22 protein-coding genes, 4 pseudogenes and 1 other annotated feature are annotated in these 23,434 nt (G+C 41.7%); of the genes and pseudogenes, 2 read left to right on the top strand and 24 right to left on the bottom strand.

What is annotated here, in order from left to right; translation table 11 throughout:
• Positions 1 to 90: 90 nt before the first annotated feature.
• From rpsA to JCM16418_RS14100, 9 genes and pseudogenes are all read right to left on the bottom strand, one after another.
• Complete coding sequence (gene rpsA / locus JCM16418_RS14140; protein ID WP_036650050.1) at positions 91 to 1,329, bottom strand: 30S ribosomal protein S1; 1,239 nt, start codon at positions 1,327 to 1,329, stop codon at positions 91 to 93.
• 124 nt (positions 1,330 to 1,453) lie between these two features.
• The gene (locus tag JCM16418_RS14135; RefSeq protein ID WP_036650047.1) at positions 1,454 to 2,041 is read right to left on the bottom strand and encodes a lysophospholipid acyltransferase family protein; all 588 of its coding nucleotides are present in this window, start codon (positions 2,039 to 2,041) and stop codon (positions 1,454 to 1,456) included.
• A pseudogene (cmk, locus tag JCM16418_RS14130) lies at positions 2,022 to 2,745 on the bottom strand ((d)CMP kinase). Before cmk ends, JCM16418_RS14135 begins: the two are co-directional and overlap by 20 nt.
• 107 nt (positions 2,746 to 2,852) lie before the next feature.
• Positions 2,853 to 3,074 carry a hypothetical protein gene (locus JCM16418_RS14125; protein WP_036650044.1) on the bottom strand — a complete coding sequence of 74 codons (222 nt, stop codon included), beginning with the start codon at positions 3,072 to 3,074 and terminating at the stop codon, positions 2,853 to 2,855.
• 73 nt (positions 3,075 to 3,147) lie between these two features.
• Entirely contained in the window at positions 3,148 to 3,801 is a 654-nt protein-coding gene (locus JCM16418_RS14120) for a flagellar brake protein (protein WP_036650041.1), read from the bottom strand.
• Between the two features lie 128 nt (positions 3,802 to 3,929).
• Complete coding sequence (gene ypeB, locus JCM16418_RS14115; protein WP_036650038.1) at positions 3,930 to 5,276, bottom strand: germination protein YpeB; 1,347 nt, start codon at positions 5,274 to 5,276, stop codon at positions 3,930 to 3,932.
• Positions 5,277 to 5,591: 315 nt separating this feature from the next.
• Positions 5,592 to 6,287, bottom strand: coding sequence for a glutamic-type intramembrane protease PrsW (prsW, locus tag JCM16418_RS14110; protein WP_036650035.1), 696 nt, complete (start codon positions 6,285 to 6,287; stop codon positions 5,592 to 5,594).
• A gap of 125 nt (positions 6,288 to 6,412) precedes the next feature.
• Complete coding sequence (locus JCM16418_RS14105; protein WP_036650032.1) at positions 6,413 to 7,030, bottom strand: genetic competence negative regulator; 618 nt, start codon at positions 7,028 to 7,030, stop codon at positions 6,413 to 6,415.
• A gap of 191 nt (positions 7,031 to 7,221) precedes the next feature.
• A complete protein-coding gene (locus tag JCM16418_RS14100) occupies positions 7,222 to 7,563 on the bottom strand; it encodes a hypothetical protein (protein WP_036650028.1) in 342 nt (113 codons plus the stop codon).
• Between the two features lie 93 nt (positions 7,564 to 7,656).
• Between JCM16418_RS14100 and JCM16418_RS14095 the strand changes: the two genes are divergently transcribed.
• Positions 7,657 to 8,538: a polysaccharide deacetylase family protein gene (locus JCM16418_RS14095; protein ID WP_036650026.1), complete on the top strand. Its 882-nt coding sequence runs from the start codon at positions 7,657 to 7,659 to the stop codon at positions 8,536 to 8,538.
• A gap of 103 nt (positions 8,539 to 8,641) precedes the next feature.
• Here JCM16418_RS14095 and JCM16418_RS14090 read toward each other — a convergent pair whose 3' ends face one another.
• The 4 genes from JCM16418_RS14090 to JCM16418_RS26375 form a co-directional block, all read right to left on the bottom strand.
• On the bottom strand, positions 8,642 to 9,448 hold the full coding sequence (locus tag JCM16418_RS14090) for a metallophosphoesterase (protein ID WP_052020298.1): 807 nt from the start codon (positions 9,446 to 9,448) through the stop codon (positions 8,642 to 8,644).
• 15 nt (positions 9,449 to 9,463) lie between these two features.
• Positions 9,464 to 9,895 carry a hypothetical protein gene (locus JCM16418_RS14085; RefSeq protein ID WP_036650021.1) on the bottom strand — a complete coding sequence of 144 codons (432 nt, stop codon included), beginning with the start codon at positions 9,893 to 9,895 and terminating at the stop codon, positions 9,464 to 9,466.
• Positions 9,892 to 10,485 (bottom strand): CPBP family intramembrane glutamic endopeptidase, encoded by a 594-nt coding sequence (locus JCM16418_RS14080; protein ID WP_036650018.1) that lies wholly within the window; start codon positions 10,483 to 10,485, stop codon positions 9,892 to 9,894. Before JCM16418_RS14080 ends, JCM16418_RS14085 begins: the two co-directional genes overlap by 4 nt.
• A 359-nt stretch (positions 10,486 to 10,844) precedes the next feature.
• Positions 10,845 to 11,078: a binding site (T-box leader), on the top strand.
• 59 nt (positions 11,079 to 11,137) lie between these two features.
• Positions 11,138 to 11,272: a hypothetical protein gene (locus tag JCM16418_RS26375; protein WP_256203058.1), complete on the bottom strand. Its 135-nt coding sequence runs from the start codon at positions 11,270 to 11,272 to the stop codon at positions 11,138 to 11,140.
• Between the two features lie 45 nt (positions 11,273 to 11,317).
• Between JCM16418_RS26375 and serA the strand changes: the two genes are divergently transcribed.
• Complete coding sequence (gene serA / locus JCM16418_RS14075; protein ID WP_036650016.1) at positions 11,318 to 12,910, top strand: phosphoglycerate dehydrogenase; 1,593 nt, start codon at positions 11,318 to 11,320, stop codon at positions 12,908 to 12,910.
• Positions 12,911 to 13,240: 330 nt separating this feature from the next.
• Here the strand turns inward: serA and JCM16418_RS14070 are convergent, their stop codons facing one another.
• The 11 genes and pseudogenes from JCM16418_RS14070 to ytfJ all read right to left on the bottom strand — a co-directional run bounded on the left by JCM16418_RS14070 (position 13,241) and on the right by ytfJ (position 23,367).
• Positions 13,241 to 14,689 (bottom strand): ATP-binding protein, encoded by a 1,449-nt coding sequence (locus JCM16418_RS14070; protein ID WP_036650014.1) that lies wholly within the window; start codon positions 14,687 to 14,689, stop codon positions 13,241 to 13,243.
• 1 nt (position 14,690) lies between these two features.
• Entirely contained in the window at positions 14,691 to 15,407 is a 717-nt protein-coding gene (locus JCM16418_RS14065; RefSeq protein ID WP_036650012.1) for a response regulator transcription factor, read from the bottom strand.
• Between the two features lie 136 nt (positions 15,408 to 15,543).
• Positions 15,544 to 16,805 (bottom strand): annotated as a pseudogene (gene ccsA, locus JCM16418_RS14060) (cytochrome c biogenesis protein CcsA).
• Positions 16,802 to 18,492, bottom strand: a pseudogene (resB, locus tag JCM16418_RS14055) (cytochrome c biogenesis protein ResB). The pseudogenes ccsA and resB overlap by 4 nt, the downstream one beginning before the upstream one ends.
• Positions 18,489 to 19,016, bottom strand: a complete 528-nt coding sequence (gene resA, locus JCM16418_RS14050; protein ID WP_036650010.1) for a thiol-disulfide oxidoreductase ResA — start codon at positions 19,014 to 19,016, stop codon at positions 18,489 to 18,491. Before resA ends, resB begins: the two are co-directional and overlap by 4 nt.
• 129 nt (positions 19,017 to 19,145) lie before the next feature.
• Entirely contained in the window at positions 19,146 to 19,886 is a 741-nt protein-coding gene (locus tag JCM16418_RS14045; protein WP_036650008.1) for a pseudouridine synthase, read from the bottom strand.
• Positions 19,887 to 19,906: 20 nt separating this feature from the next.
• Positions 19,907 to 20,248 carry a hypothetical protein gene (locus JCM16418_RS14040; protein WP_036650006.1) on the bottom strand — a complete coding sequence of 114 codons (342 nt, stop codon included), beginning with the start codon at positions 20,246 to 20,248 and terminating at the stop codon, positions 19,907 to 19,909.
• A gap of 73 nt (positions 20,249 to 20,321) precedes the next feature.
• Positions 20,322 to 20,853, bottom strand: a pseudogene (locus JCM16418_RS14035) (spore maturation protein).
• Positions 20,854 to 20,860: 7 nt separating this feature from the next.
• Entirely contained in the window at positions 20,861 to 21,502 is a 642-nt protein-coding gene (locus JCM16418_RS14030; RefSeq protein ID WP_036650003.1) for a nucleoside recognition domain-containing protein, read from the bottom strand.
• A gap of 33 nt (positions 21,503 to 21,535) precedes the next feature.
• Entirely contained in the window at positions 21,536 to 22,657 is a 1,122-nt protein-coding gene (locus JCM16418_RS14025) for a D-alanyl-D-alanine carboxypeptidase family protein (protein WP_242403852.1), read from the bottom strand.
• Between the two features lie 212 nt (positions 22,658 to 22,869).
• The gene (ytfJ, locus tag JCM16418_RS14020; protein ID WP_036650001.1) at positions 22,870 to 23,367 is read right to left on the bottom strand and encodes a GerW family sporulation protein; all 498 of its coding nucleotides are present in this window, start codon (positions 23,365 to 23,367) and stop codon (positions 22,870 to 22,872) included.
• Positions 23,368 to 23,434: the final 67 nt, after the last annotated feature.

The following is a 23,434-nucleotide window of genomic DNA, read 5'->3' as shown; positions in this document are numbered from 1 at the left end:
CTCATATTTAGTATGTTCATTCTCTCTTCATAAAAAAACAATCGGCAAACCCGGTTGAGGGTTCACCGATTGTGGATTTAAGATCCTGTATCACTTAAATTTGCTGAGTTTATCACCGAAGCGCTCTGCAAGTGTAAAGCTAAGACCTTCATTGCTGAGGGACACGTTAGGATTGTCCTTCAAATCATCTTTGTGGCTCTTAGAAGATGATCTTTCTGGTCTAGAGTTATTAGAAGTGCTACCTGCTGGAGCTTCTTCAGTTTCCTTAATGCTAAGGCTGACACGTTTGTCAGAAGAGTTCAGGTCAAGAATCTTAACTTGAACTTGTTGTCCCTCACTTAACACTTCTTGCGGAGTTCCGATATGTTTGTGGGAGATTTGGGAGATATGAACCAACCCTTCAACTCCTGGTGCTAGCTCTACGAATGCGCCGAAAGCAACAAGACGTCTAACTTCACCCGTTACCACATCACCAATTTTAAACTTCTCTGCTGCACTATCCCATGGTCCTGGTTGAGCAGCTTTGATGCTAAGGCTGATTTTACCTTTTTCCGGATCCACTTTCAGTACCTTCACTTTAACCTGATCGCCTTCAGATACAACGTCAGATGGTTTATCAACATGACTCCAAGCCATTTCAGAAACGTGTACTAGACCGTCAACGCCGCCAACATCTACAAATGCGCCGAATTGAGTCAAACGTTGTACTGTTCCTTCAATAACTTGACCTTCAGTAAGGTCAGCCATTACTTTAGATTTGTTAACTTCGAACTCTTGCTCAAGAACGTCTTTCTGAGAAAGAATGACTTTGTTGTTCTCGCGATCTAGTTCTTTTACTTTAACGCGAAGTGTACGTCCTTTGTAATCGCTGAAATCTTCAACGAAATGACGTTCAACCATAGAAGCAGGGATAAATCCGCGTACGCCTACGTCAGCTACCAAACCGCCTTTAACAACGTCTGATACTGTAATTTCGATAATGTCCTGGTCTGCGAAGTGTTTTTCAAGCTCTTCCCAAGCATTTTCTCCATCAATAGCACGTTTAGAAAGAACCAGTTTTTCTTTCTCATCGTCGATGCTAACGACTTTGCATTCTACTTCTTGGCCCACTTCTACTGCATCCGAAGCGTTGTCCAATTGTACTGAAGACAATTCGCGAATCGGAATCACACCGTCATATTTATATCCAATGCTTACATAAGCTTGGTTATCCTCCAGTTTGACGATCGAACCTTTCACTGTGTCCCCTTTTTTCAAGGATACGAATTGGTCCATTTCCTCTTGGCTTACTACTTCTGCTGTTTCTTGATTCTTTGTTTCTTCCGACATGTCAATACCCTCCTCAATTCAAAACCCCATTTATTCAAACCTGCTGATGCAGAGTTCAAAACACACATACATAAATTGTATTAGTATGGTACCTAAAAGCGTCGACCTTCATGCACGATCCTCTTTAGTTCAAGGTCGGTTTCCCCGTTTGCTTCATTTCATTAATCCGGGACATGATTGTTTCAGTTGCAAGTTCTAGTTCTGCAGATCCACCATCTAGAAAGGCTGATAAATCCACAGGTGCACCATAAATAACTTTTACTTTACGCATAAACTTATAATTTCCTATGATGGCTGCTGGAATGACTACAGCATTACTGCGAAGCGCAAAGCTAGCGGCGCCCTTCTTGGCAGTACCTTCGCTTGAATTACGCGTTCCCTCCGGAAATATACCCATCATTCCGCCATTACGCAAAATGGTAAGGGATGTCCGAATTGACTCTTTGCTGACGCCACCACGTTTCACAGGAAATGCTCCTAGCTGAGTAATAAGCCATCCAAATCCCGGAACACGAAACAGTTCTTCCTTCGCCATATAATTGACTTTACGGTTAACAGGAATACCAACCGTTATAGGATCAAGCAAACTGATGTGATTCGAGCAGAGTAGCACCCCGCCTTCTTGTGGAACATGTTCCTTGCCAACCGTTTCAAGACGATACAATATGGCAAAAATAAAACGCAGTACAGCCCTACAAAAAACATAAATCATTAGTGGTTCTCCCCATCCTGTGTGTTATGCAATAACTAACAATTGTATTTACAACTTGAGTGATATCCATATGTGTGGTATCCACAATAATAGCATCATCAGCACAACGCAGTGGTGAAATTTCCCGTCCTTCATCCAGACGGTCACGCTCCGCGATGTCTTTCTCAAGCTGTTCAAGTGTCAGCCCTTCCTGATCACGCAGTTCCTTAAAGCGGCGGAGAGCCCTTTCTTCGACAGTTGCCGTCATAAAAATTTTCACTTCGGCATCTGGTAGTACTGTGGTACCGATATCGCGTCCATCCATGACAACGCCCTTGCGCAAAGCCATTTGCCGCTGCAGTCCAACTAAATGGGTTCGCAGCCCCTCGATTTGCGCATATCGGGAAACCATTCCGCTAACTTCCTGGGAGCGGATAAAGGATGTAACATCCTCACCATTGACCAAAACTTTCTGACCCTGTTCACCAGGTATTAATTCAATCACCATATTTTGGGTATTGTTGAAGCACTTTTTCCGAAAATTCCGGTTCAATTTGATGCTTCAGCATAAACCAGGTGACTGCCCTATACATGGCTCCAGTGTCCACGTAAATGTACGATAATTCTTTCGCCACGAACCGGGCTATCGTACTTTTACCTGCCCCTGCGGGTCCATCGATTGCAATATTAATTTTCAATGTGTTCTCTGTCCCCTGCCTAGCCAAAGGGGCATTCCTCCCTCAAACATAAGCCTCAAGAAAAAAGCAGGCATTGCCTGCGACGTGAAAATTATACCACACAAGAATCAGTGATGCAAAAAGGATTAGCGTTTTCACTCCTTCCAATCCCTTACATTCCGTGCATTCACCGTATCTCCTTCCATTCGATCTACAGATGAAATGAACGGTCGTAGCTCGTCAATATGGAGGGCTATCTGGAAAAGCAGCAACGCTACGATCAGTCCTGTAAGTATGATTTTGACAATGTAACCTGCCTGATGACACAGGCGATTAAACAAAAGAACATACTCGCGAATTCGTTCCTCTTCCTTCATAAAATACCACTCCCGAAATTTTCCACTTAGTGTCTCCGGGTTCTACATATTTATACCATAATGGAATGGCATATTAGCGATTGCGAAAATCCATCTGACGCTCAAAACAATAACGTATCAATTTCTGGCGTTCCATATCTGAAATGGATGTAAACTTGACCATACTATGTAAACGACCATTCTCGACCTTATTAACACGTACCACCTCTCCCTTAAAGGGCACATGCTCAAGATTCCCATTTTTGTAGGGTACAAGTATCCAACACGAAAGGGCTTCTCCTTCTTTAACGGCATAATTAGCATCGCAAAAAAAGGATAAACCCCCACCGCCAACATCATCGGTACGGGCTACAAAACGAGTCATACTCTCTGTTTTCACAGCTAATTCAAGTTCAGCATTCACACGAAAGAAACTCCGTCGCTGTACTGTTGTAATCATATCTGCATCAGGCTTGCGTATGCGCACCATGCGTATTACATCTTCTTTGAAACCAAGCACGTATGTATTAAAGTAATTTTTAGTTCCACCTTCTGATATAAAATAAACCGATAGCTCATCCCCAACATATAACCTTTTCGTGGTACCCGTACCTTCTTGAAGCGGTATTTCAATCAGCATAGAATCTTCAACCAAATCAGCTACTCTTGACTTGTATTCTATTCCTGCTGCCTTCTCATCCCCTGAATCAATACTCATAAATAACTGATCGCTTATTTTTGGATACAAACTGGTTCACCGCCGACTTATAATGTAATAATACTTCCTAATTATAACATGTCTTTGATCCCGCGGAAGCGGTTTTTTACGCAAAAAAAAGAAGCCATCCTGTTGCAGTGGCCTCTTATTAAAAGCTTTTATTTACCTGATGTCCTGATTTCTTCGACGGCTTTCTCAGTACCATCTTCCGTACTCAAATAAATTCGGTATTTCGATCCATTGATATTTCCGCCAAATTCATAGCACAGCGATTCTTGTGATAGGTCATCTTCAATCAGTGCCAGCCGATTATATGTCTCTTTAAATTCCGGATTTAGCTTCCGGCGCACCTCGCTTAATGTAAGTTTGGGCTTGGTTATCGTATGTTTCTTAGATTCTTCGTAAATGAAATCACTAGCCTGAAAGCCTGTAACATTTCCATCATCAAGCCCCACACGGACTGTCATTTTGTCAGGATAAATATATACTCCATCTTGTTTACGAACGTATGTGAAATTCCCCATGTTCTCATATTGATCTGCCGTTACAGCAGTCATATCAGGATATCCTTTATTCTTAAGGAATTGATCCGCTTGAATCATGGCTTGATCCATGTTTACCTTTTTCTGCCCAATTTCACGATGGTCTGTAAAACTGATCAAACGGCCACCCTTGCGTGTAAAATCCATGGATAGAGGTGCCTTTAGGTTTGGAGCTTTCACATTTGCAGTATACGAAGCCCATTCAGTGCCTTTTCCGTTCTCAGTAACTTGGATAGAAGCATGGGAACCTGCATCCGCAAACTTAGCTGCCTTTTGCTTAATAACGTCTGAGGAAACAGGGTTCCCACCTAGCATCTTAACCGAACGTTTATCGTATATGCTAGCTACACTAGGTCCCCAATTGAGTTCAGGGTATTCCCCAACCTTTTTATCTACCGTTTTAAATCCATCAATAATCGTGTTATCTTCCATGTTCTCGTCGGTCGCCATAGCCGTTTCAACGTCCATCCACCGAAGATTTTTACCAATGACTTTACTTTGAACACCTTGAAGCATCTTAGAGATGTCCGCAGAGTTTGTATACAGGGTCTTTAAATTTTTCATTTCCTCCTTGGTCAAAGGTTCTTTGTCCAGATTCCGCATCGACGCTTGATATGAGAAGTTGGATATCCGAGATAAGAAGTCTTCAGCCTTATTAAAAGGAAGAAGGGTTAGCGGTAGTTGATTAATTTCATTCTGCGCTTCACTTGTGAGTCTCCACACATTTACAAGCCCTTTACGGTGCATTGCATTAGAAGCCGAATTTACTGCGAGCGTATTTCCAATTTCACCGTGTAATTGCTCCACATGATAGGAAAGATCATGAAATGCACGCTGGTACTGATTCTCAGCCTTGATCAGTATCGCGTTCTTCTCCTGATTTTCTTGGTAACCCCAAACCAAGGCTCCGATCAACATAAGGGCAGCGATAGGAAATAATACAGCCGTTAAGCGCTTATACATCGTATTAGAAGTCTCCTTTCATCAAGCCAATCTGCGATTAGTTTGACTAGAATAAGGAAGTCTTATGCACGAAGTTATCAAGCTTGTTCTTAAAACGGATCTTCTTCAATATCAAATAAATTCCGGTTATTGCATAGACACTGCTTGAAACCTGTTTCTATTCGGTCTCTCTCTTTACTTCCTCGTAAAATAAAACGTTCACCGCATAATCTACATACAATTTTCACTTTGACACGCAAAAAAGACACCCCAATCCTTGTGATATTTCCGCATCCGGCATATCACGATTAATAGGATCAAGTGTGTCCAAATCTGTTACGTATTAATCTTTTCTTCTCTCTTAATAAAACGAAACGGCGAGCGGTTATTGGCCCGGTATACCTTCCCCATTCCCCCATACCATAGGAATGTCATCAGAGGTACGATGAACCAAATCCAATATTGCGTCATCGTACTTAGAATGAAATCGTAAACCCCATGCCAGAACCACGGTAAAACTAATGAATAGACCAAATACCTTTTGGCCTTTATCCCTGTCGAGAAGCGCGCACGTCCCATATAATAGCCCATAATTACACCAAACATGGCATGGCCTGACACAGGCAATAACGCCCTAATAAACATAATACCAATCGATGCATGACTGTACCAGGCATACATGACATTCTCTATGGTTGCAAAACCGAGTGAAATAGCAACTGCATACACGATGCCATCATAAGGTTCATCAAATTCCGTATGATTGTATATCATGTGATATAATACGAACCATTTCAAGAATTCTTCCACGAATGATGCTATTACAAATGACTGAATATACGGGTTCTCACCCAGCCCAATATCAAGGCCCCGCTGGAAGATCAGCACAGGAATAACGATTAAAAATCCGAGTAAGAACACTTTAATGACCATCATCAGTGGTTCCTGTTCATATCGATCCTTTAAATAAAAATAGGTTAAAAGGGCAAGTCCCGGCGCCAATGCTGACGCAATTATCGAAAACACTAGCACCGATTCCTACCTCACTTTCTGCAGGCTCACCTGCTTCTACCTAACGATGTCGCATCTTTTATCATTTTGTTATCAAATCAATTGTATCCCATGAAGAATTCTTCATGGGATACATCAGCAAACCCTTATGAATCATGACGTTTGAAATGCGTACACAGGACTTTCACAGCGTTCTCTTCAATGATAACTTTACCATATTCATCTAGAACCGCCTGTGTATATGAGGTTGAAATACCAAATTCGGCTAGAACTGCTATCAACGATGAATGCTTGCTGGAATCCAAATCATCCGGTTCTAAATAAAGCACCCATTTATCTTTGTAATGATATAGCTTGCCGGCTTCGGTAATATGAACACGAAGCACATGTGCCGCCTCAATTAAAACTTCAATATCACTAAAAGCATAGACGATGGTGTCGCTCTCTTCGAGCGTAACTTCCATTTCATATACTTCTTCCGGGAGTTCATCCTCAGTTAAATGACTGTATTGCTGATGATCGTATTTTCCACGGGTCACAATGACGACCATACCTTGAGCGGGCAGTGCGAACACTTCCACGGCGAGTGGTCCAGTTGCGTCGAAACCGAGTTCGTTATAGGCTTGATCCATCATTTCGGTGAATAGCTCATGTACCTTCGGAATTTCTTGCCACATATCGTCCTTCTGTATGCCGCGCTCGCTCAAATCGTCAAACGTGAGGAAAATCCGTATCTTATCTTGGCTTAAACGTTCTATTTTCATGACAGGATCCTCCTCTGCAAGCAATGAGATATAACAAATTATGATATCCCCCATAATATGTGCTGAAAATGGTTCTATGTAAGTATGTTATCATTATATAAAAATAATTGCACGTAGTAAAATAGACAAAAAAAGAATCATTTACAGTGCAAAAACCGCACTGTAAATGATTCTAACAAGATCTTTTTTGTTTACAAACCCGGTATGACCGTATTGGTTTCTTTCAAAATCATATCTACTTCTTGCTTCACTTCTGGGTTGTTACGAATGAAATCCTTCACTTGGTTCAGGCTCGTTTCTTTAGAATAAGCCTGCCCTCCGTGTCCTGTAGCTGTGGAATGGTTTTGACTAGAAGATCCACCCGTGTAATTACTGTCACTTGAATGACTTCCACTGCCCGAGTTCAACCCTAGGGAAGATATGTTTCCATTCGATCCCATGACGGATGAGAGAAGCGAGCCCTTTTTCTTGGCTAAAATAGTCGTAGCTGCTGCTCCAATCAACACCCCGCTTAAAAATGACGAAGTATTCACATTTGTTCCCTCCTTATGTGATAAAATCAAACCTAGTTTTCGCGGAATGTTGTAAAAACATGCATACAATAAAAATGAAAGTGAGATGACACCATGATTAAAAAGGCAACTGTGCTCCTTCTTGCCAGTGCTTTATTACTAAGCGCATGCGGTAAAAATAATGATTCGGAGAAAAATGCGTCTGAAAGCAATAGTACAAATGTTACTAAGCCTTCTACAGCTGAACCTTCAAAGGATAAACCAGCAGATCAAACGACAGCAACCAACGAAACTACGGAGCCTCCACAACAGGATCCACCAACAGAGGAATCAACAAAGGACGCTGTAATTGAGAAGAAATACCATATGAATAAGGTTTACAACATTGTTCCAAATGACGAAGGTACAGCGAAAAAAGTTGTCCTCTTAACTTTTGATGATGGTCCTAAAAAGGCAGAAATGATCAACAGCCTCATTGATACGTTGGACAAGCATCATGCCAAAGCAATTTTTTTCGTAAACGGATATCGTGTTAAAGAAAATCCTGATTTGCTCAAGCTCATTCATGATCGTGATCAAATCATCGGCAATCATAGTTGGGATCATATTTCTTTAAGAAAAGAGCCCGAAGCTAAAGTTAAGAAACAAATTGAGGATGTACAAAATATTGTGAAAGATACGATCGGTGAAACACCTGTATTCTTCCGACCTCCGTTTGGAGAAGGCGGAGATGTTGGTAAAAAGATTGCTAAGGAAAATGGACTTCTGTACATGACCTGGTCAAACGGTTCTTTAGACTGGACATTGAAATCCAAAGGAACTGACAATCCCAATAAGGTGATTAGTAATGTTCTAGATCAGCTACATGCGGGAAGTAACATTCTTATGCATGAACTTCCTTGGACGGTAGAAGCATTGGATACACTCCTAACCAAGCTAGAAGGTAAAGGTTATTCGTTCGTCGATCCGCGAAGTATTGAACTTGAAATGAGATAAAATACTTATAACGAAACAACTAAAACATAACGAAAAAAGGGCTGTCCCAGATCCAGGTAGATGAAACCTAATCTAGGGCAGCCTATTCGTATGTTAGTGGTTCTTACCTGGATTTCAATGTTAATACATGCATTTCTGCCGGGCAACATAACCTGAAAGGAATCCTTCTTGTCCCGAATCCTCGACTAATTAACATTTGTGGATGCTGTACATTTGCCTTCGGCTGATTCCATGAGAACATACCGGAAGCATATTTGCGGTAAAAGCCATTCAAACGGATGGGTCCGAAGAACGGCATCGTAATTTGGCCACCATGCGTATGTCCTGCCAAGATTAATTCAGCAGGTAACTCTGGGTAGCAGGTGATCCACATGGGATCGTGAACCAACACAATTCGGCATACATCCTTGACGTCTTCCTGAATTGGGGGCAAGGGGTTATAATCGTTGCGTTTAAGGTGAGGATAATCGACGCCTGTTAGACAAATATGTTCTCCACCCAGCTCCAAATTTACGTTCTCATCCTTCAAGAGTGTTACGCCATGATGATTAAGTATATGCTCTAACCCCACTGGATCTGCTTTATAATCATGATTACCATAAACAGCATAGACGGGTGCTAGACTACTTAGTACCCCAATATTATCATCAACTCTACGAAGTGGCACATTTCGTTCCATGATATCACCGCCAACGATGACCCAATCCACTAAACCTTTCCATTCTTGTAGCTTCTCAGCAGATAGCTCTCTACGATGTATATCTGAAATAAAGAAGATACGGCTTCCGTCAAAAGCAGAAGGTAAATTCTCAAGCTTGATTTCGCGTTTATTAACCTGATGCATTCTTGCTTCATACGACATCCAACAAAGCAGCATACATCCAGCTATTAATATTATAACCATCCACATCAGCGGCGTTCCCCCCTACCATAGTTCCTCTAAAGGAGGAGCTCCCTTTATTCCCCAGTAAACTAAAAATGCAGTTAGCATAACAAATAGAAAAATAAGTGTATTCGTAAAATATTTACTGATTCTAATTTTTCTGGAGGAATAGGTATCTCTCCTTGCCGGGGTATCCTCTGTTGTATCTTTTTGCTGATATTGTGATGCTCTCCTACGTGTAATCCGCCCATCTTCACCTACGACTGATTTCGTACGCTTCAATTCTGTTCGTACCGCTACCGCACGTCCAGATTCTAATACTTCACCACGTCTGAGTGTCTTACTCGCAGATGTGCGATTTGTTGCAGAAACCACTTTGGTTCGCTTTTGATGTTTATCCTGCTGGCTTTTATGATCAACGGTTTTTTTTCGTTTCTTTTGATACGTTTTTACTCGACTTAATTCGTTACTCATGCTTCCCTCCGAAAACGGATGACTAATCCAGATACAAAGTCAATCACAAAATGACAGAATATAGGTGCAAGCAATGTACCTGAATGGATGTATATGTATCCTAGACCATAGCTGCTCAAAAATACCCAGCCCGTTGGAATCCAATGTTTCAAATATCTGACATGAATAGCGGTAAACAAAATACTTGTCCAGTAGGGACCGAAGGATTGCTGTATTGCTCCTCTGAAAAGTAGCTCTTCACAGACGGCAACCATGGCCGCAATCAGAAATATATGCCAGATCGGACGATTCTGGAACAGTAAATTATTGATTCCTCCATCATCCATCACTTCATCAGGTGTTACCTTTGATACGACAAAATCTATTAAAAACATAACAGCTGCCAGACCCAATCCCCAGAGTAAAAAATTTGCACCGTTATGCGTTAAAAAAAGGCCAAATGGATTTCTCTTCTGAAATAAGATCCACAATAAACCGATAAACAAAGTAAGGCCTTGGGTGATGTAAAGATTCACCAGTAACAGACGCTCCGTTAGTTGTTCAGGTGCCGCCTGCTTAATCTTAGGTAAACGAATTTTGAATTTTTTCATAAATAAGGCCTGCCTGTCTATAGTTTCTGTATAACTACTGTTTACCTTAATGAACCACACGATATTTCTATGAATCCTACATGCAATAAATTATGGCTATTATCTATAATAACGTATTTTTGCCTTATCACGAATTACAACTGAAGAAAGAAGCTCAAAAATTGTAAACTTAAGGAAATAAAAAAGAACTACAACAACAAAATGTATGCAATTCTATTCATTCTATTTTAAAAAGACATGCCAACTCAGTATTAAAATCATAGCGAAAATTACGAAAACATTCAAGAAGGCTCAGAAGCAATAAACTTTTACTATTGACACTCCTCACAACAGCATGATACATTATGGAAAATTAATGCGTTAAGCCGATGAAGGAAAGAAGACACTTAACTTGTCTACAGAGAGCCGGTGGTTGGTGTAAACCGGTGACAATAAAGCCTGTCTTTAGCGTTCCTGAGATATTGCATTGAAAATTCGAAGTAGGTGCAATCGGATAGTATCCGTTATCAATTATGGTCTTTATTGACCTCAGAGGCTGCTGAAGGAATTTAGCAGTGAATTAGGGTGGTACCACGATAACTCTCGTCCCTTACTACGGAAGTAGTATGCGGATTGAGAGTTTTTTTGTTATATACTTTTATCAAATATTAACTTATGAGATGAAAGATGAAACATCTGCATATGTCCCCTTTGATACAGCACCGCGTTGCTTTGAGACTGAATGAATGACTTCAACGATATCAACGATATCAACCTTGGCTTTACGGAATGTAGTCTCATTGACCATATTCCTTACTATAAGCGTTATAGATACCTAAGGAGGAGAGAAACCATGTTTAAAGTATTAGTATCGGACCCGATCAGTGATCTCGGTATACAGCAACTGGTTGATGCGAGCGACGTGACAGTAGAGAAAAAGACAGGACTTACTGAGGATGAACTTATTGCGATTATTGGAGATTACGATGCACTGCTCGTTCGTAGCCAAACCCGTGTTACAGAGAGAATCATGGCCGCAGGCACAAAGCTCAAAGTTGTTGGACGCGCAGGTGTTGGCGTAGACAATATCGACCTAGAAGCTGCAACCAAACAGGGAATTATTGTAATTAATGCTCCTGATGGAAACACCATTACTACATGTGAACACACCTTCGCTATGATGATGGCTCTTGCACGTCATATTCCACAAGCATATGCCAAAACGATTGGTGGCACTTGGGATCGTAAATCATTCCTAGGTGTTGAACTTCGTAACAAAACACTCGGCGTGCTCGGTATGGGTAGAATCGGCAGTGAAGTTGCGAAACGCGCCAAGGCTTTTGGCATGAATATTCTAGCCTATGATCCATTCCTTACCCAAGAACGCGCTGAGAAAATGGAAGTTAAACTCGCAACTGTGGATACAATTATCCGGAATGCAGACTTTATGACGGTTCATACTCCACTTACTCCCGAGACTCATCATATGATTTCAGGTCCTCAGTTTGAAGTGATGAAGAAAGGTATGCGCATCGTTAACTGTGCTCGTGGTGGTGTTATTGACGAAATGGCACTCGTTGAAGCTGTAGATCAAGGTATTGTAGCTGGAGCTGCCTTTGACGTATTTGAATCCGAGCCACCTGAACAGGATCACCCATTCCTCAGCCATCCTAAAATCATTGTGACACCTCACCTCGGTGCTTCTACGATCGAAGCTCAAGAGAACGTTGCGATTGATGTGTCTGAAGAAGTGCTGCATATTCTACGGAACGAACCTTTCAAAAATGCCGTGAACATGCCTCCTGTTGCTCCTACGGTAATGAATAAGCTTCAACCTTACTTCTCCCTCGGTGAGAGATTAGGTAGTTTTGCAGCTCAAGTAACGAATCAAGCGATTAGTGAAATACATGTTGACTATGCGGGTGATTTGTCTGATGTCGATACTCTCCCTCTAACTCGATATATTGTAAAAGGTGTACTTGTCCATCACTTGGGCAGTGAGGTTAACATCGTTAACTGTATGCATCTGGCTAAGCAAAGAGATATCAATGTTGTGGTAACCCAAGCTTCGAAGAGCAAGGGGTTTACGAACCTTCTTACAGTTACGCTTAAGACACAGGATCATGAAGAGCGCCTAGTCGCAGGTACACTGTTGAACGGTTATGGCGATCGGATCGTTCAACTGGATAAATTCCCAGTCGATATCGCTCCAGAGGGCCACATAATCCTGATTTCTCATAATGACAAACCAGGTATTATTGGATATGTAGGTACATTACTTGGTCAAAATGACGTCAACATTGCGTCGATGCAGGTGGGACGTAAAATCATCGGAGGTTCAGCGATCATGATTTTGACTGTAGATAAAGCTGTTCATAAAGATGTTCTTGCACAACTCATTGCGCTTCCTGAACTGAATAATGCTGAAGAAATTGTACTGACTTAATCTACAGCAACAATTAAATTAAACTACAAACTAGACAGCCTGACTATGGGTCCTTCCATAACCAGGCTGTCTTTATGTATTGATTGTTATTATACAAACCCCCATTTAACCTAGTATACTTGAAACACGCTGTGGCTCGTCCTCTCTCCTTACAAACGAATGGAAGTAACCATATTTCATTTACTCATTTAACCACGCTTAGAAGCCATTCTGCTGTTTCTGAATGGTATGATGAAAACTTTTCATGAGGTGTTCCACGTAGAACAAGATTTATCGCTTTTGTTCAACAAAAAAACACCTCCTCAGGAGGTGTTTCTTGGTCTTCTACTATTATTTCCGATTTTCGACAGGCAAACGGATCATAAATACGGTTCCTTCACCTAACTGACTCGTAACTTGAATGGTACCTTGATGCGAGTCCACAATATTTTTAACAATGGCAAGCCCAAGTCCTGTACCCATCGTCTCTCCTCGCAGCCTTGCCTTATCAGCTTTATAGAAACGTTCAAAGATAAATGGTAAATCTTCCTCAGGAATACCTGCACCTTCATCCTTAATCATAATTTGCAGGACAGGATGATGATCCCGATCATTCTCAATTCGATCTGCCGAAATTGTAATCCGCTTGCCTTCCGAAGTATGCCGAAATGCATTATCAAGCAGATTTGTTAGTACCTGCTCAAGCTTGTCCTCGTCTGCTTCATCCAATATAAGGTCAGTGGATTTACGTTCATAGATCAGTTCAATCGCACCTTCTTTGGATCTCACAAGAAACTTACGATACACTCTCTCAAGCAGTTCATTCAAATCAAGACGGTTCTTAGCAATTGTATCGGTATGACCCGCTTCCATTCTTGCCAGATCAAGTAGATCGTTAACTAAGCGTCCCATTCGTAGCGATTCATCATGGATAACTTGGATCAGTTCCTGACTTTCTTCCTGCGATGTCGCCATACCATCAAGTAAAGCTTCACTATAGCCCTGCATCATCGACAGAGGCGTACGAATTTCATGCGATACATTAGCCACAAAATCCTGTCGCATCTTCTCTAATCTAACTTCTTCCGTCACATCCCGCAGCACAGCAACTGCCCCACGGATATGGTTATCAGAATAAAGAGGAGCCATATGAACGGACCAAATTCCTTGCTTCACATGAATCTGGGAACTTTCATCTCCCCCACCACCATCTAAAGTTGCTTGAAATAGATCCCTAAGTGGTTTAGGTAATTGAGATGAATAATCCTCTTCAGTAAAAAGACCATTCTCCAAATCCCAATTCATATTCCCCCACAGTAACATTAGTTCCTTGCCAGGAGGATTTGTGAGAATGACGCTGCCTGAGTTATCAATCGTGATTACTGCATCGCTCATACTTCGTAGAACACTTGCCAAATGCTCTTTCTCTTGATTTAAATTACGAATATTATCTTCCAGCTCCGTAGCCATATGATTAAACGTGCTGGCAAGTTTACCAATTTCATCACTGGTGACGATGGAAAGACGTGTACTATACTCTCCTTTGCGGATTGCATCTGTTGCCTCAATCATCTTTTGCATAGGCTGTGTGATTTTAGTGAGCAGAAATAATGCAAAAAAGGTAGTTAACGAAAAACCAAGAACAGATGTGTACGTAAATAAGCGTTTGATATCTCCGGAATTCGAGAAATTTGTATCAATGTATGGAAGCAGAAACAGTCCTAAGACAATTAGAATACTTGCCACCAGGCATATAATCGTTATCCACAACTTACCAACAAGGGATGTCCAAAAGTTCACGTTACTTTGGCACCTCTAACTTATATCCGACTCCCCAAACGGTTGTAATCATAGCAGCCGATTCCGGTGACACTTTATTCAACTTCTCTCTCAATCGCTTCACATGGGTATCTACTGTACGTAAATCTCCGAAAAATTCGTAATTCCAAACGTCCTTAAGCAGCTCTTCTCTTGAGAATACCTTATCTGGTGAAACTGCAAGATAATGCAGCAGCTCATACTCTTTGGGCGTTAGACTAACTTCCTGACCACTTGCAGTAACACGGTGAGCATCATGTTCAATAATCACATGTGGAAATACAATATTGTTGCTTGAATTGCTTTCCTTCGATAAATAGGCTGTCGCTGAAGAACGACGCAGAATGGCTTTGACCCGGTAAATCACTTCACGCGGACTAAATGGCTTGACCACATAATCATCTGCCCCAACTTCGAATCCTTGAACGCGATTTATTTCTTCCCCTTTAGCAGTAAGCATTAGAACTGGAGTTGATTTCAGTTGTCTTAGGCGGGTACATACCTCAATACCGTCCATTCCCGGAAGCATTAAGTCCAGTAACACTAAGCCATAGTCCTCGTTAGATGCCTTACGAAGTGCACTCTCTCCGTCCTCTGCTTCGTCTACTTCATATCCTTCTTTCTCCAAATACATTTTAAGTAGTCGGCGGATACGCTCTTCATCGTCCACTACCAATATACGTTTGACATGCTCTGACATAGATAGCAACTCCTTTATTATCAATCCGAAAATTTCTGCTAAAACAATCTTAAAACATAAGTATAACGAAAATCCGTTTCAACATTCAATATCAAATGTGAAACGGATTACATACCTTCATATTTATTGTTAAATCTTATTCCACACCAGCATATGAGTGAAGGCCTGCAATAACTAGGTTAACCCCGACGAGGGTGAACATAACAACCAAGAAGCCGATAACCGACATCCAAGAGGACTGACGTCCTTGCCATCCACGTGACAATCTTAAGTGGAGATAAGCACTGTAGAATAACCAAGTAATAAGCGCCATACCTCTTTAGGATCCCAACCCCAGAAATTACCCCAAGCAATCTGTGCCCAGATCATTGCAAATAGCAATGCTCCTAGCGTAAAGATCGGGAAACCAATGGCGATGGCACGATAACTAATTTCATCCAGATCATCCGGATCAATTCCATCCAAAAGCGGATTAGTCGCACGACCAAGCGGTTTCCGTACAATCAGACGGAGAATTCCGTATAGAATCAGTCCGCTAATCAATGACCAGATTATCGTATTTAATTTACGTCCAGCGTTAACTCCATTCATCCAGGATGGAGCATCAAATAATGGCTTATCCATTCCGATAAACGATTGATAACTTACAATGGAACTGTTATATGGTGCAACAATTGGAGGAAGCTTATAACTAACTTTTTGTGTAACTGACTGTTCAGCTCCATTAACCACTGTAACTTTGGTCTGTGTAAACTCAGACTCATAACCAGCGGATCTGAAGGCGAACACAGTAACAATAAAGGATATAACAAGAATTATAGCAAAGAAGACTACCTCTACCCAGCGTTGTTGACTCTTGTCCTTTTTCTCTTGGCTATTGAAATTAACAGTTCTAAGCAGGTACATAAAACCAGCAGCAAATGCGATAGCAAAGAAAGATTCACCAGTCGCCGCCAATGTCACGTGAATTTTCAACCAATACGATTGCAATGAAGGAATTAATGGCTGAACTTCTTGAGGAAACACAGCTGCATAAGCCATAATAATGATCGTAATGGGTACTGCAAATAGACCAAGTAATGTTTTCTTGTAAATGAGATACACCACCGTAAAGGCCACCATAACCATCATCGACAAGAAAGACATGAATTCATACATGTTACTAACAGGGATATGCCCCCCACCTGCCCAGCGTGTAAAGAAGAATGTAAGCTGGAATGCAAGTCCTAGTGATGAACCTGCAAAAGCGATATTTCCCCATTTTTTCGTATGGGCTTTAGGATCACGATTGCTCCATCTGCGTCCCATCAGTGCAACAGCAAAAAGTATGAACGCCGCACAATATAAAAAGAATGCGACTACAAACATGTTACTACTGAAATTTAACAAACCACTCATCCGCGGTTCCCTCCGTTATCCAATGACTTTTCGTCTACTTCCAGATCCATTTTCTTTAGTGCAGATGCAATCTCACGACGGATACCAAACCAGTTTTTGTTGGTATGCGCACCCAGGGTGAGTTGACCTTCGTCGATACGAAGCCAGATCCGCCGATGCTGCCAATAGAATCCAAGCACCAGTCCGAGCATGACAATACTCGCTCCCAGCCACACAAAAGGCATTGCTTTGTCCACTCGGATATTGAGATAGGATGTTGACATGGCAAAGTCCACGTTCTCCATACCTTTCACATCAAGTTCTAGTGGATTATTGCCACCGAATAACTTTGTGTTGATAGCATCCTGCTGAAAGCGCTGTTTATCAATTTCTTTTGGAAAATATAAATATTGCACACCAGCGGCCGGCAAATCCGGTCCTTTAATAAGGAAGAGAAAAGCAGGTGCATTTGGATTCGGAGTTTTGGTCACAGGATTTCCGTTCTCATCTAGCCGAAGTCCATATATTTCTCTTTAAGATCCAAGGTGTACGCTCCCACCTTGTATGAACGTTGTGGGTTCTTCATATCCAGTTTGAAATTCCCGTAATCTGTACCCGTTTTCTTATCCACAAGAGATGGTTTCACGGAACGCAGAATAGGAGTTAAATCATAATCAAATTGATATGCCTTAAGTCCCTTATAATCTAGAGGATCGTTAACCTGAATATTATGTTGGTCCACTTCCTTCAGGACAGGCTGCTTCGTTGGGTCGTTACAATTATCCGTACATACGTATAAGGTTGCTTTTGTCTCGAATAGTTTAGGAAGCACCTTATTCTTTCCTTTAAATTCTGTCGGCATATCTTCTTCTGTGTAGAATTCCACCTTAAACTTATCGTTCTTCAAGTAATAAGATGTATTAGGGATATGCTTGATCTCTCCTTCAGGAAAAGGAATATGCTGGTCCATATGAAGTCCTGGTAAGCCACGGGCTAATACTGCCAGCAAGAAAATAATCAGACCGATATGAATGATGTATGGGCCCCATCTACTAAAACGATATTTCTCCGCAAGTAGCGCGCTACCTTCTGTATGTACACGATAACCCTTTTTCTTAATAGGGACAGCAATCCGCTTGACCCAAGCCTCTGCATCCTCTTCGATCGGCGTTTGATATACAACCCGCTGACGCTTAAGAAACTGTAAGTGCTTACGAATTTTTTGTTTACTCAAAGCTTTGTACAAGGGAAGAACCCGGTCGAGACTACAGATCACTAATGAAGCTCCAATCATAACGAGCAAGCCCACAAACCACCAAGAGTTGTACGTATGCGATAAGCCAAGCTTGTAGTAGATCATTCCAGCGGTACCGTAAGTATTCTCGTAATACGTGGATGCATCAATATTTAAAAACGTGTCCTCTTGTGGGAAGATGGTACCTAACATCGATCCGATTAACGTCAAAATAATCATGTACACCGCAATTTTAACCGATGAAAAAAAGTTCCACACCTTGTCGATGATGTTCGGATTTGCGCGCTGGGAGCGACGAGCCATCCCGTCATAGCGCATTTCCAATACTTCATTCGACTCCCGATCTTCCGCTTCCAGCGGCCTACCGCAAGCTTCACATAGCACCGTGCCTACAGGGTTTTGATGTCCGCATTCACATTTCGTATTCTTAAAGGCAAGTACTTCCTGAATCATTGTGAGTTCACCAACTCTTCAATTTGTTTGTCGAGGGTGGCTAAGTCTAGCTGGCCTGTATGAATATCTTTGACTTTACCATTAGGAAATACAAAGAATGTGGTTGGTAATGGTGATATTCCATAGCTGGATACTGCACTTTTTTCCGTATCAAGTACAATTGGAAAATTAACGTTAACTTGTTTCGCAAAGTTGCTAACAGCCATCTCATCTTCCCCAGCATTAATGCCCAGAATAACTACACCTTTATCCTTCCATTTCTCCCATTGTGACTGCAAAGCTGGCATTTCCTTCACACATGGTTTACACCACGTTCCCCAGAAGTTAATAACCATAGCCTTGCCTTCATATTCCTTCAAAGTATGCGCTTTACCGTCTAGACCGAGTAGATCAAAATCAGGCGCAGTGCTTCCTACTTTGGGTTTGCCGTCAGAGCCAAATACCTGAGTAACTATAGCATACGCGCCCAATGCAATCAGGACGAGCAAAACAATAATTTGTACTTTTTTTCTAGATTTACCCATGCCAATGGCTCCCTTTCAATGACAATTATCATAATTTTAATCGCAGGGTTTGAACATCCTATGAACAATTATAGCGAAATATTGTCATAAAAGCAGAGGCTGGATTTGAAAATTATGTGTCCTTCACAGCTATTTTTTAGCATTTTTCCCTGATTTAGCCAAGTTCATCAAACTCTGTATTTCTTCCTTGGTCAAATGACGATATAGACCCCGTTTTAAATTTTGAAGTAAGAGATCACCAAATGAAATACGTTTCAACCGGATTACGGGATGAGATATAGCCTCAAACATCCGTCGAACCTGTCTATTACGTCCTTCGTGGATAGTAATACTAATTACAGCCTCTTTCTTGACTGTATCGATATCCTTGTACTCCACTCCAGCCGGTGAAGTCAAACCATCCTCTAGCTGTATACCTGCTTTGAGCTTGTCCAGATCAGTACCGTGCGGCACACCTTCCACCGTTGCCAAATACGTTTTTGGCACATGGTGACTTGGGTGCGTCAGCATATTTGCAAATTCACCATCATTTGTCAACAGAAGCAATCCCTCTGTATCATAGTCCAGTCGTCCAACTGGATATACGCGTTCTTTGATACCTTTTAAATAATCCGTTACTACCTTACGTCCTTCCGGATCAGAAGCACTCGTGATAACACCCTTTGGCTTGTTAAACATGACATAGATCTTCTTCTCGTTTTTGATCGCTCTGCCATTTACCATGATGATATCTACGTCGGGGTCCGCTTTACTTCCCAGGGTAGTCACGATTTCCCCGTTAACTTCAACCTTGCCAGCTAGGATCAATTCCTCGCACTTGCGGCGCGAAGCGATACCTGCCTGCGCAATAATTTTTTGTAATCTTTCCATGTTCGATAGGTCACCTCAAACTAATGATACCCATCAACCGGATAAATCACAAGTTCATTCCAAGGAAAAAATATTCCTGGGCAATCATCATTGTGAGGATTTAGAAATAATGGGGAAATATTGTACTGATTCGAAAGCTCCATGACGAGTTTACTTGCGTTAAAAAGTTGAAGTTTTTCTTCAGCTCCAAGTTGATCGTAGGCTCGGTTGAAATTTCCATCGAGGCAAAGGTGAATATGAGTGGGGTCTGTCAGCAGTGGGGCCGATGTTACAGAACCATCTTTATGAATCCAAAAATCATAGCCCGTTCCATTAATGGACGGGCAAGCGGAATGATGTATAATAAATCCTTCAAAATTCATAAATCTCCCCCCGTATGCTGTAATCTGAAATGATACAGTATATGGGATCTTTATATTTAAGTTCCTGCTTATCTTATCCGAAGAACAATAGACATACCGTTATTGCTGCTACAAAACCCACAGCATCCGAGAACAACCCGACCTTAAGCGCATATCTGCCATTTCTTATACCAATAGCACCTAAGTACACAGTTAACACATATAAAGTGGTGTCCGTACTCCCCTGAATAGTTGAAGCCATGCGGCCGATCATCGAATCTGGCCCATACACGGAGATTAAATCTGTTGCGAAGGCCAATGACCCTGTTCCTGTTAAAGGACGTAGTAATCCTAACGGTAATACCTCACTTGGGACTCCTAATTGATGTAAGAAAGGACCTGTCCAGCCTACAAAAAAATCAAGTGCACCCGAAGCACGGAAAACACTAATCGCTACCATCATCTACAAGGCTGGGGATGATTTGAACCGCAGTGTTGAAACCTTCCTTAGCTCCATCTACAAAAGACTCATATACAGGAACTTTCTTGGAGAAAGCGAACAAAGGAATAAATGCTATAAGGACTGGGATTGCCCAAGCAGATATAAGATTAATTAGTGCGACCATGCCTTGCTCACCCTTTCAAATCTGGTTTGGCAGCTGGAGCAGGCGGGGGGACTGGATAAGACTGTGATTGTTTAATAAACCTTCTCCTGTACCAGCGATCTGCCATGACTGCAGCAAGCGTAGCCACGGCAGTTGCTAATAAAGTGGGTCCAACGATTTCCGTAGCACTTGCGGAATTATAATTCATACGAATTGCTATTAAAGTTGTTGGAATCAGAGTTATGCTTGCTGTATTTAAGGCGAGTAGCGTACACATGGCTGGGCTAGCAGAGCTTTTATCAGGATTTAATTCCTGCAATTCCTGCATTGCTTTAATTCCCATTGGAGTGGCTGCATTGCCAAGTCCAAGCAAGTTTGCACTCATATTGGATAGGATATATCCCATTGCAGGATGATTTGTAGGTACATCTGGGAATAAAAATTTCACAATAGGGCTTAAGAGACGAGCAATACTTTTCAGCATGCCCGATTCCTCTGCAAGTTTCATCATTCCGAGCCAGAATACCAGGACGCTTATGAGCCCAAAGCTTACAGTAACTCCAGTCTTAGCTCCATCAAAGGCGGCAGATGTTACAAGTTCTATATTCCCCTGAGCCGCTGCAAATCCAAATCCAATGACGATAAGCGCCAGCCAAATTATGTTAATCATTTGATTCCACCTCTTCCCCTTGACCTTGCTCCTCTATCTTCCCGTATAGAAGAGCATTTTAAAAACTTGAATGAAAGACTGAGCCCAAGAGGTAGGGCCAAGCTGTGCAAGGGTAGTCCGCTCAGTTTCATTTCTTTTCTCTTCACCATTTGGGATGAAACTGCCTTTCTCATATACAGGTACGGTTCCAATATTTTTATCGCCAAGTATAATATTAAGCTGTCCTCTCAGACCAAACCGCAAATCTGGTGAATCACTGCTCACTGGGTACAGCTCTAGCTTCTTTGTGAGTTGTTCTTCTTCACCCTCTGCAAATGGATATTGAATGGTTTGGCCGATGACCAAATTATGTCCGTTTACGGTTTGTCCACGCTCGACAACATCTTTAAGCGGATAATAGGCAAAACCATAGTCGAGCATTTTACCATGATCATTCCAATCATCTCCGTCATTAATGGTTACGGCTACTAGTTGCTGTCCATTATGTGTTGCAGAACTTACCAAACAGCGAAATGCTTTTTTGGTATAACCCGTTTTAACACCATCCGCGCCGTCATATAATCGAAGCATTTTATTTTTGTTATCCCATTTGTAATCCCATGCTTCATTGGGATTAGGAGCTTTTTTCATAGGTGTCTTCACGATTGTCTTAAACAACGGGTTATGCATCGCATACGCTGTAAGCTTGGCCAAATCATTTGCAGATGAGTAATGCCCTTCGGCATCAAGACCATGAGGGTTAGCGAAATGAGAATGATTTAAATTTAATTCGCGAGCTTTCTCGTTCATTAGATAAACAAAGCCTTCCTCCGAACCCCCTACTTGCTCCGCAATCGCTGTGGCAGCATCATTTCCCGAACGTAGCATAAGACCATACAGCATATTTTCCAGACTCATTTCTTCTCCCAGCTTGAGAAAGAGCGATGAACCTTCCTTAGCAAAAGCATTTTTCCCTACTTTAACAGGCTTGTTTAAATCTCCTCTTTCAATCGCTACGATTGCCGTCATGATTTTAGTCAAACTTGCAATCCGCAGTTCATCATCTCCGTGGCTTGAATACAATAAACGCCCCGATGTAACATCCATCAGCGCTGACGCCTGTGCATGGGTCGACAAATACGGCCTTGCTTGTGTTGCCATAGCTGTCGTATGCATTGCTATAGACGACCATACCAGCGTAACAACAGTGAATGTTGCTATCCAGGAAAGCATTCTTTTGTTTAATATGAACATGAGTGGTTCCCTCCGAAATCTGGAAATCTTGTACAAGTATATGCGCTTAGCAGCATTAGTATTCTCTTCAAAGACAAGCATGTACAGACATAGAAAAATCCCTTCCGTCTGCCTCGGAAGGGATAAAGTGCAGATCAAGAATATGACGGGTTAGAAGTATCGTGAATGGATTGATGAACAGGATCAGATACTTTCCCTTTATAGCTATCCTTATCCTTATCTTTAGACGGAAACATGGATTGAACTTTATCAATCAGAGAAGGTGCTGAATCAATAATCTTCTCTAACAAATGAGTCTGATTATCCAGCGGTACGATATGCACACCTTCTTTACCAACGACTAGAAAGGCAATTGGTGTAATAGACACACCTCCACCGCTACCGCCACCAAAAGCCATCGGCTTTCCTTCGTTTGAAGATTGGCCATTTGTAGATGTTGCATTTTTGTGATTGTCCTCGACATGAAAGTCACTGCCTCCTGCCGCAAACCCAAATCCCACTTTACTGATGGGAAGAATGACACTTCCGTCCGGTGTCTGTACAGGATCGCCAACAATGGTATTAACATCAACCATAACTTTGATGTTCTCCATCGCGGTTTGCATTAAGCCTTGGATCGGATGTTCTGACATGAAATTTCCTCCTATTGTCAATATCATTTCTACAACAGTATCTTGCCCACAATGGAAATTGAGTATC

This window comes from Paenibacillus pini JCM 16418, from assembly GCF_000576305.1.
Classification (GTDB): domain Bacteria; phylum Bacillota; class Bacilli; order Paenibacillales; family Paenibacillaceae; genus Paenibacillus_AQ; species Paenibacillus_AQ pini.
The sequence above is the reverse complement of the archived record's forward strand: the minus strand, read 5'-3'. Positions and strand labels throughout refer to the sequence as shown.

Excerpts from the sequence above, each read along its gene's own strand:
- JCM16418_RS14065 (WP_036650012.1), bottom strand. The coding sequence starts at position 15,407 with ATGTCAGAGCATGTCAAACGTATATTGGTAGTGGACGATGAAGAGCGT.
- JCM16418_RS14040 (WP_036650006.1), bottom strand. The coding sequence starts at position 20,248 with ATGAATTTTGAAGGATTTATTATACATCATTCCGCTTGCCCGTCCATT.
- JCM16418_RS14085 (WP_036650021.1), bottom strand. The coding sequence starts at position 9,895 with ATGAGTAACGAATTAAGTCGAGTAAAAACGTATCAAAAGAAACGAAAA.
- JCM16418_RS14135 (WP_036650047.1), bottom strand. The coding sequence starts at position 2,041 with ATGATTTATGTTTTTTGTAGGGCTGTACTGCGTTTTATTTTTGCCATA.
- ytfJ (WP_036650001.1), bottom strand. The coding sequence starts at position 23,367 with ATGTCAGAACATCCGATCCAAGGCTTAATGCAAACCGCGATGGAGAAC.
- JCM16418_RS14095 (WP_036650026.1), top strand. The coding sequence starts at position 7,657 with ATGATTAAAAAGGCAACTGTGCTCCTTCTTGCCAGTGCTTTATTACTA.
- serA (WP_036650016.1), top strand. The coding sequence starts at position 11,318 with ATGTTTAAAGTATTAGTATCGGACCCGATCAGTGATCTCGGTATACAG.
- resA (WP_036650010.1), bottom strand. The coding sequence starts at position 19,016 with ATGGGTAAATCTAGAAAAAAAGTACAAATTATTGTTTTGCTCGTCCTG.
- rpsA (WP_036650050.1), bottom strand. The coding sequence starts at position 1,329 with ATGTCGGAAGAAACAAAGAATCAAGAAACAGCAGAAGTAGTAAGCCAA.
- JCM16418_RS26375 (WP_256203058.1), bottom strand. The coding sequence starts at position 11,272 with ATGGTCAATGAGACTACATTCCGTAAAGCCAAGGTTGATATCGTTGAT.
- ypeB (WP_036650038.1), bottom strand. The coding sequence starts at position 5,276 with ATGTATAAGCGCTTAACGGCTGTATTATTTCCTATCGCTGCCCTTATG.
- JCM16418_RS14105 (WP_036650032.1), bottom strand. The coding sequence starts at position 7,030 with ATGAAAATAGAACGTTTAAGCCAAGATAAGATACGGATTTTCCTCACG.
- JCM16418_RS14090 (WP_052020298.1), bottom strand. The coding sequence starts at position 9,448 with ATGTGGATGGTTATAATATTAATAGCTGGATGTATGCTGCTTTGTTGG.
- JCM16418_RS14045 (WP_036650008.1), bottom strand. The coding sequence starts at position 19,886 with ATGGAAAGATTACAAAAAATTATTGCGCAGGCAGGTATCGCTTCGCGC.
- JCM16418_RS14125 (WP_036650044.1), bottom strand. The coding sequence starts at position 3,074 with ATGAAGGAAGAGGAACGAATTCGCGAGTATGTTCTTTTGTTTAATCGC.
- JCM16418_RS14030 (WP_036650003.1), bottom strand. The coding sequence starts at position 21,502 with ATGATTAACATAATTTGGCTGGCGCTTATCGTCATTGGATTTGGATTT.
- JCM16418_RS14025 (WP_242403852.1), bottom strand. The coding sequence starts at position 22,657 with ATGCATACGACAGCTATGGCAACACAAGCAAGGCCGTATTTGTCGACC.
- JCM16418_RS14080 (WP_036650018.1), bottom strand. The coding sequence starts at position 10,485 with ATGAAAAAATTCAAAATTCGTTTACCTAAGATTAAGCAGGCGGCACCT.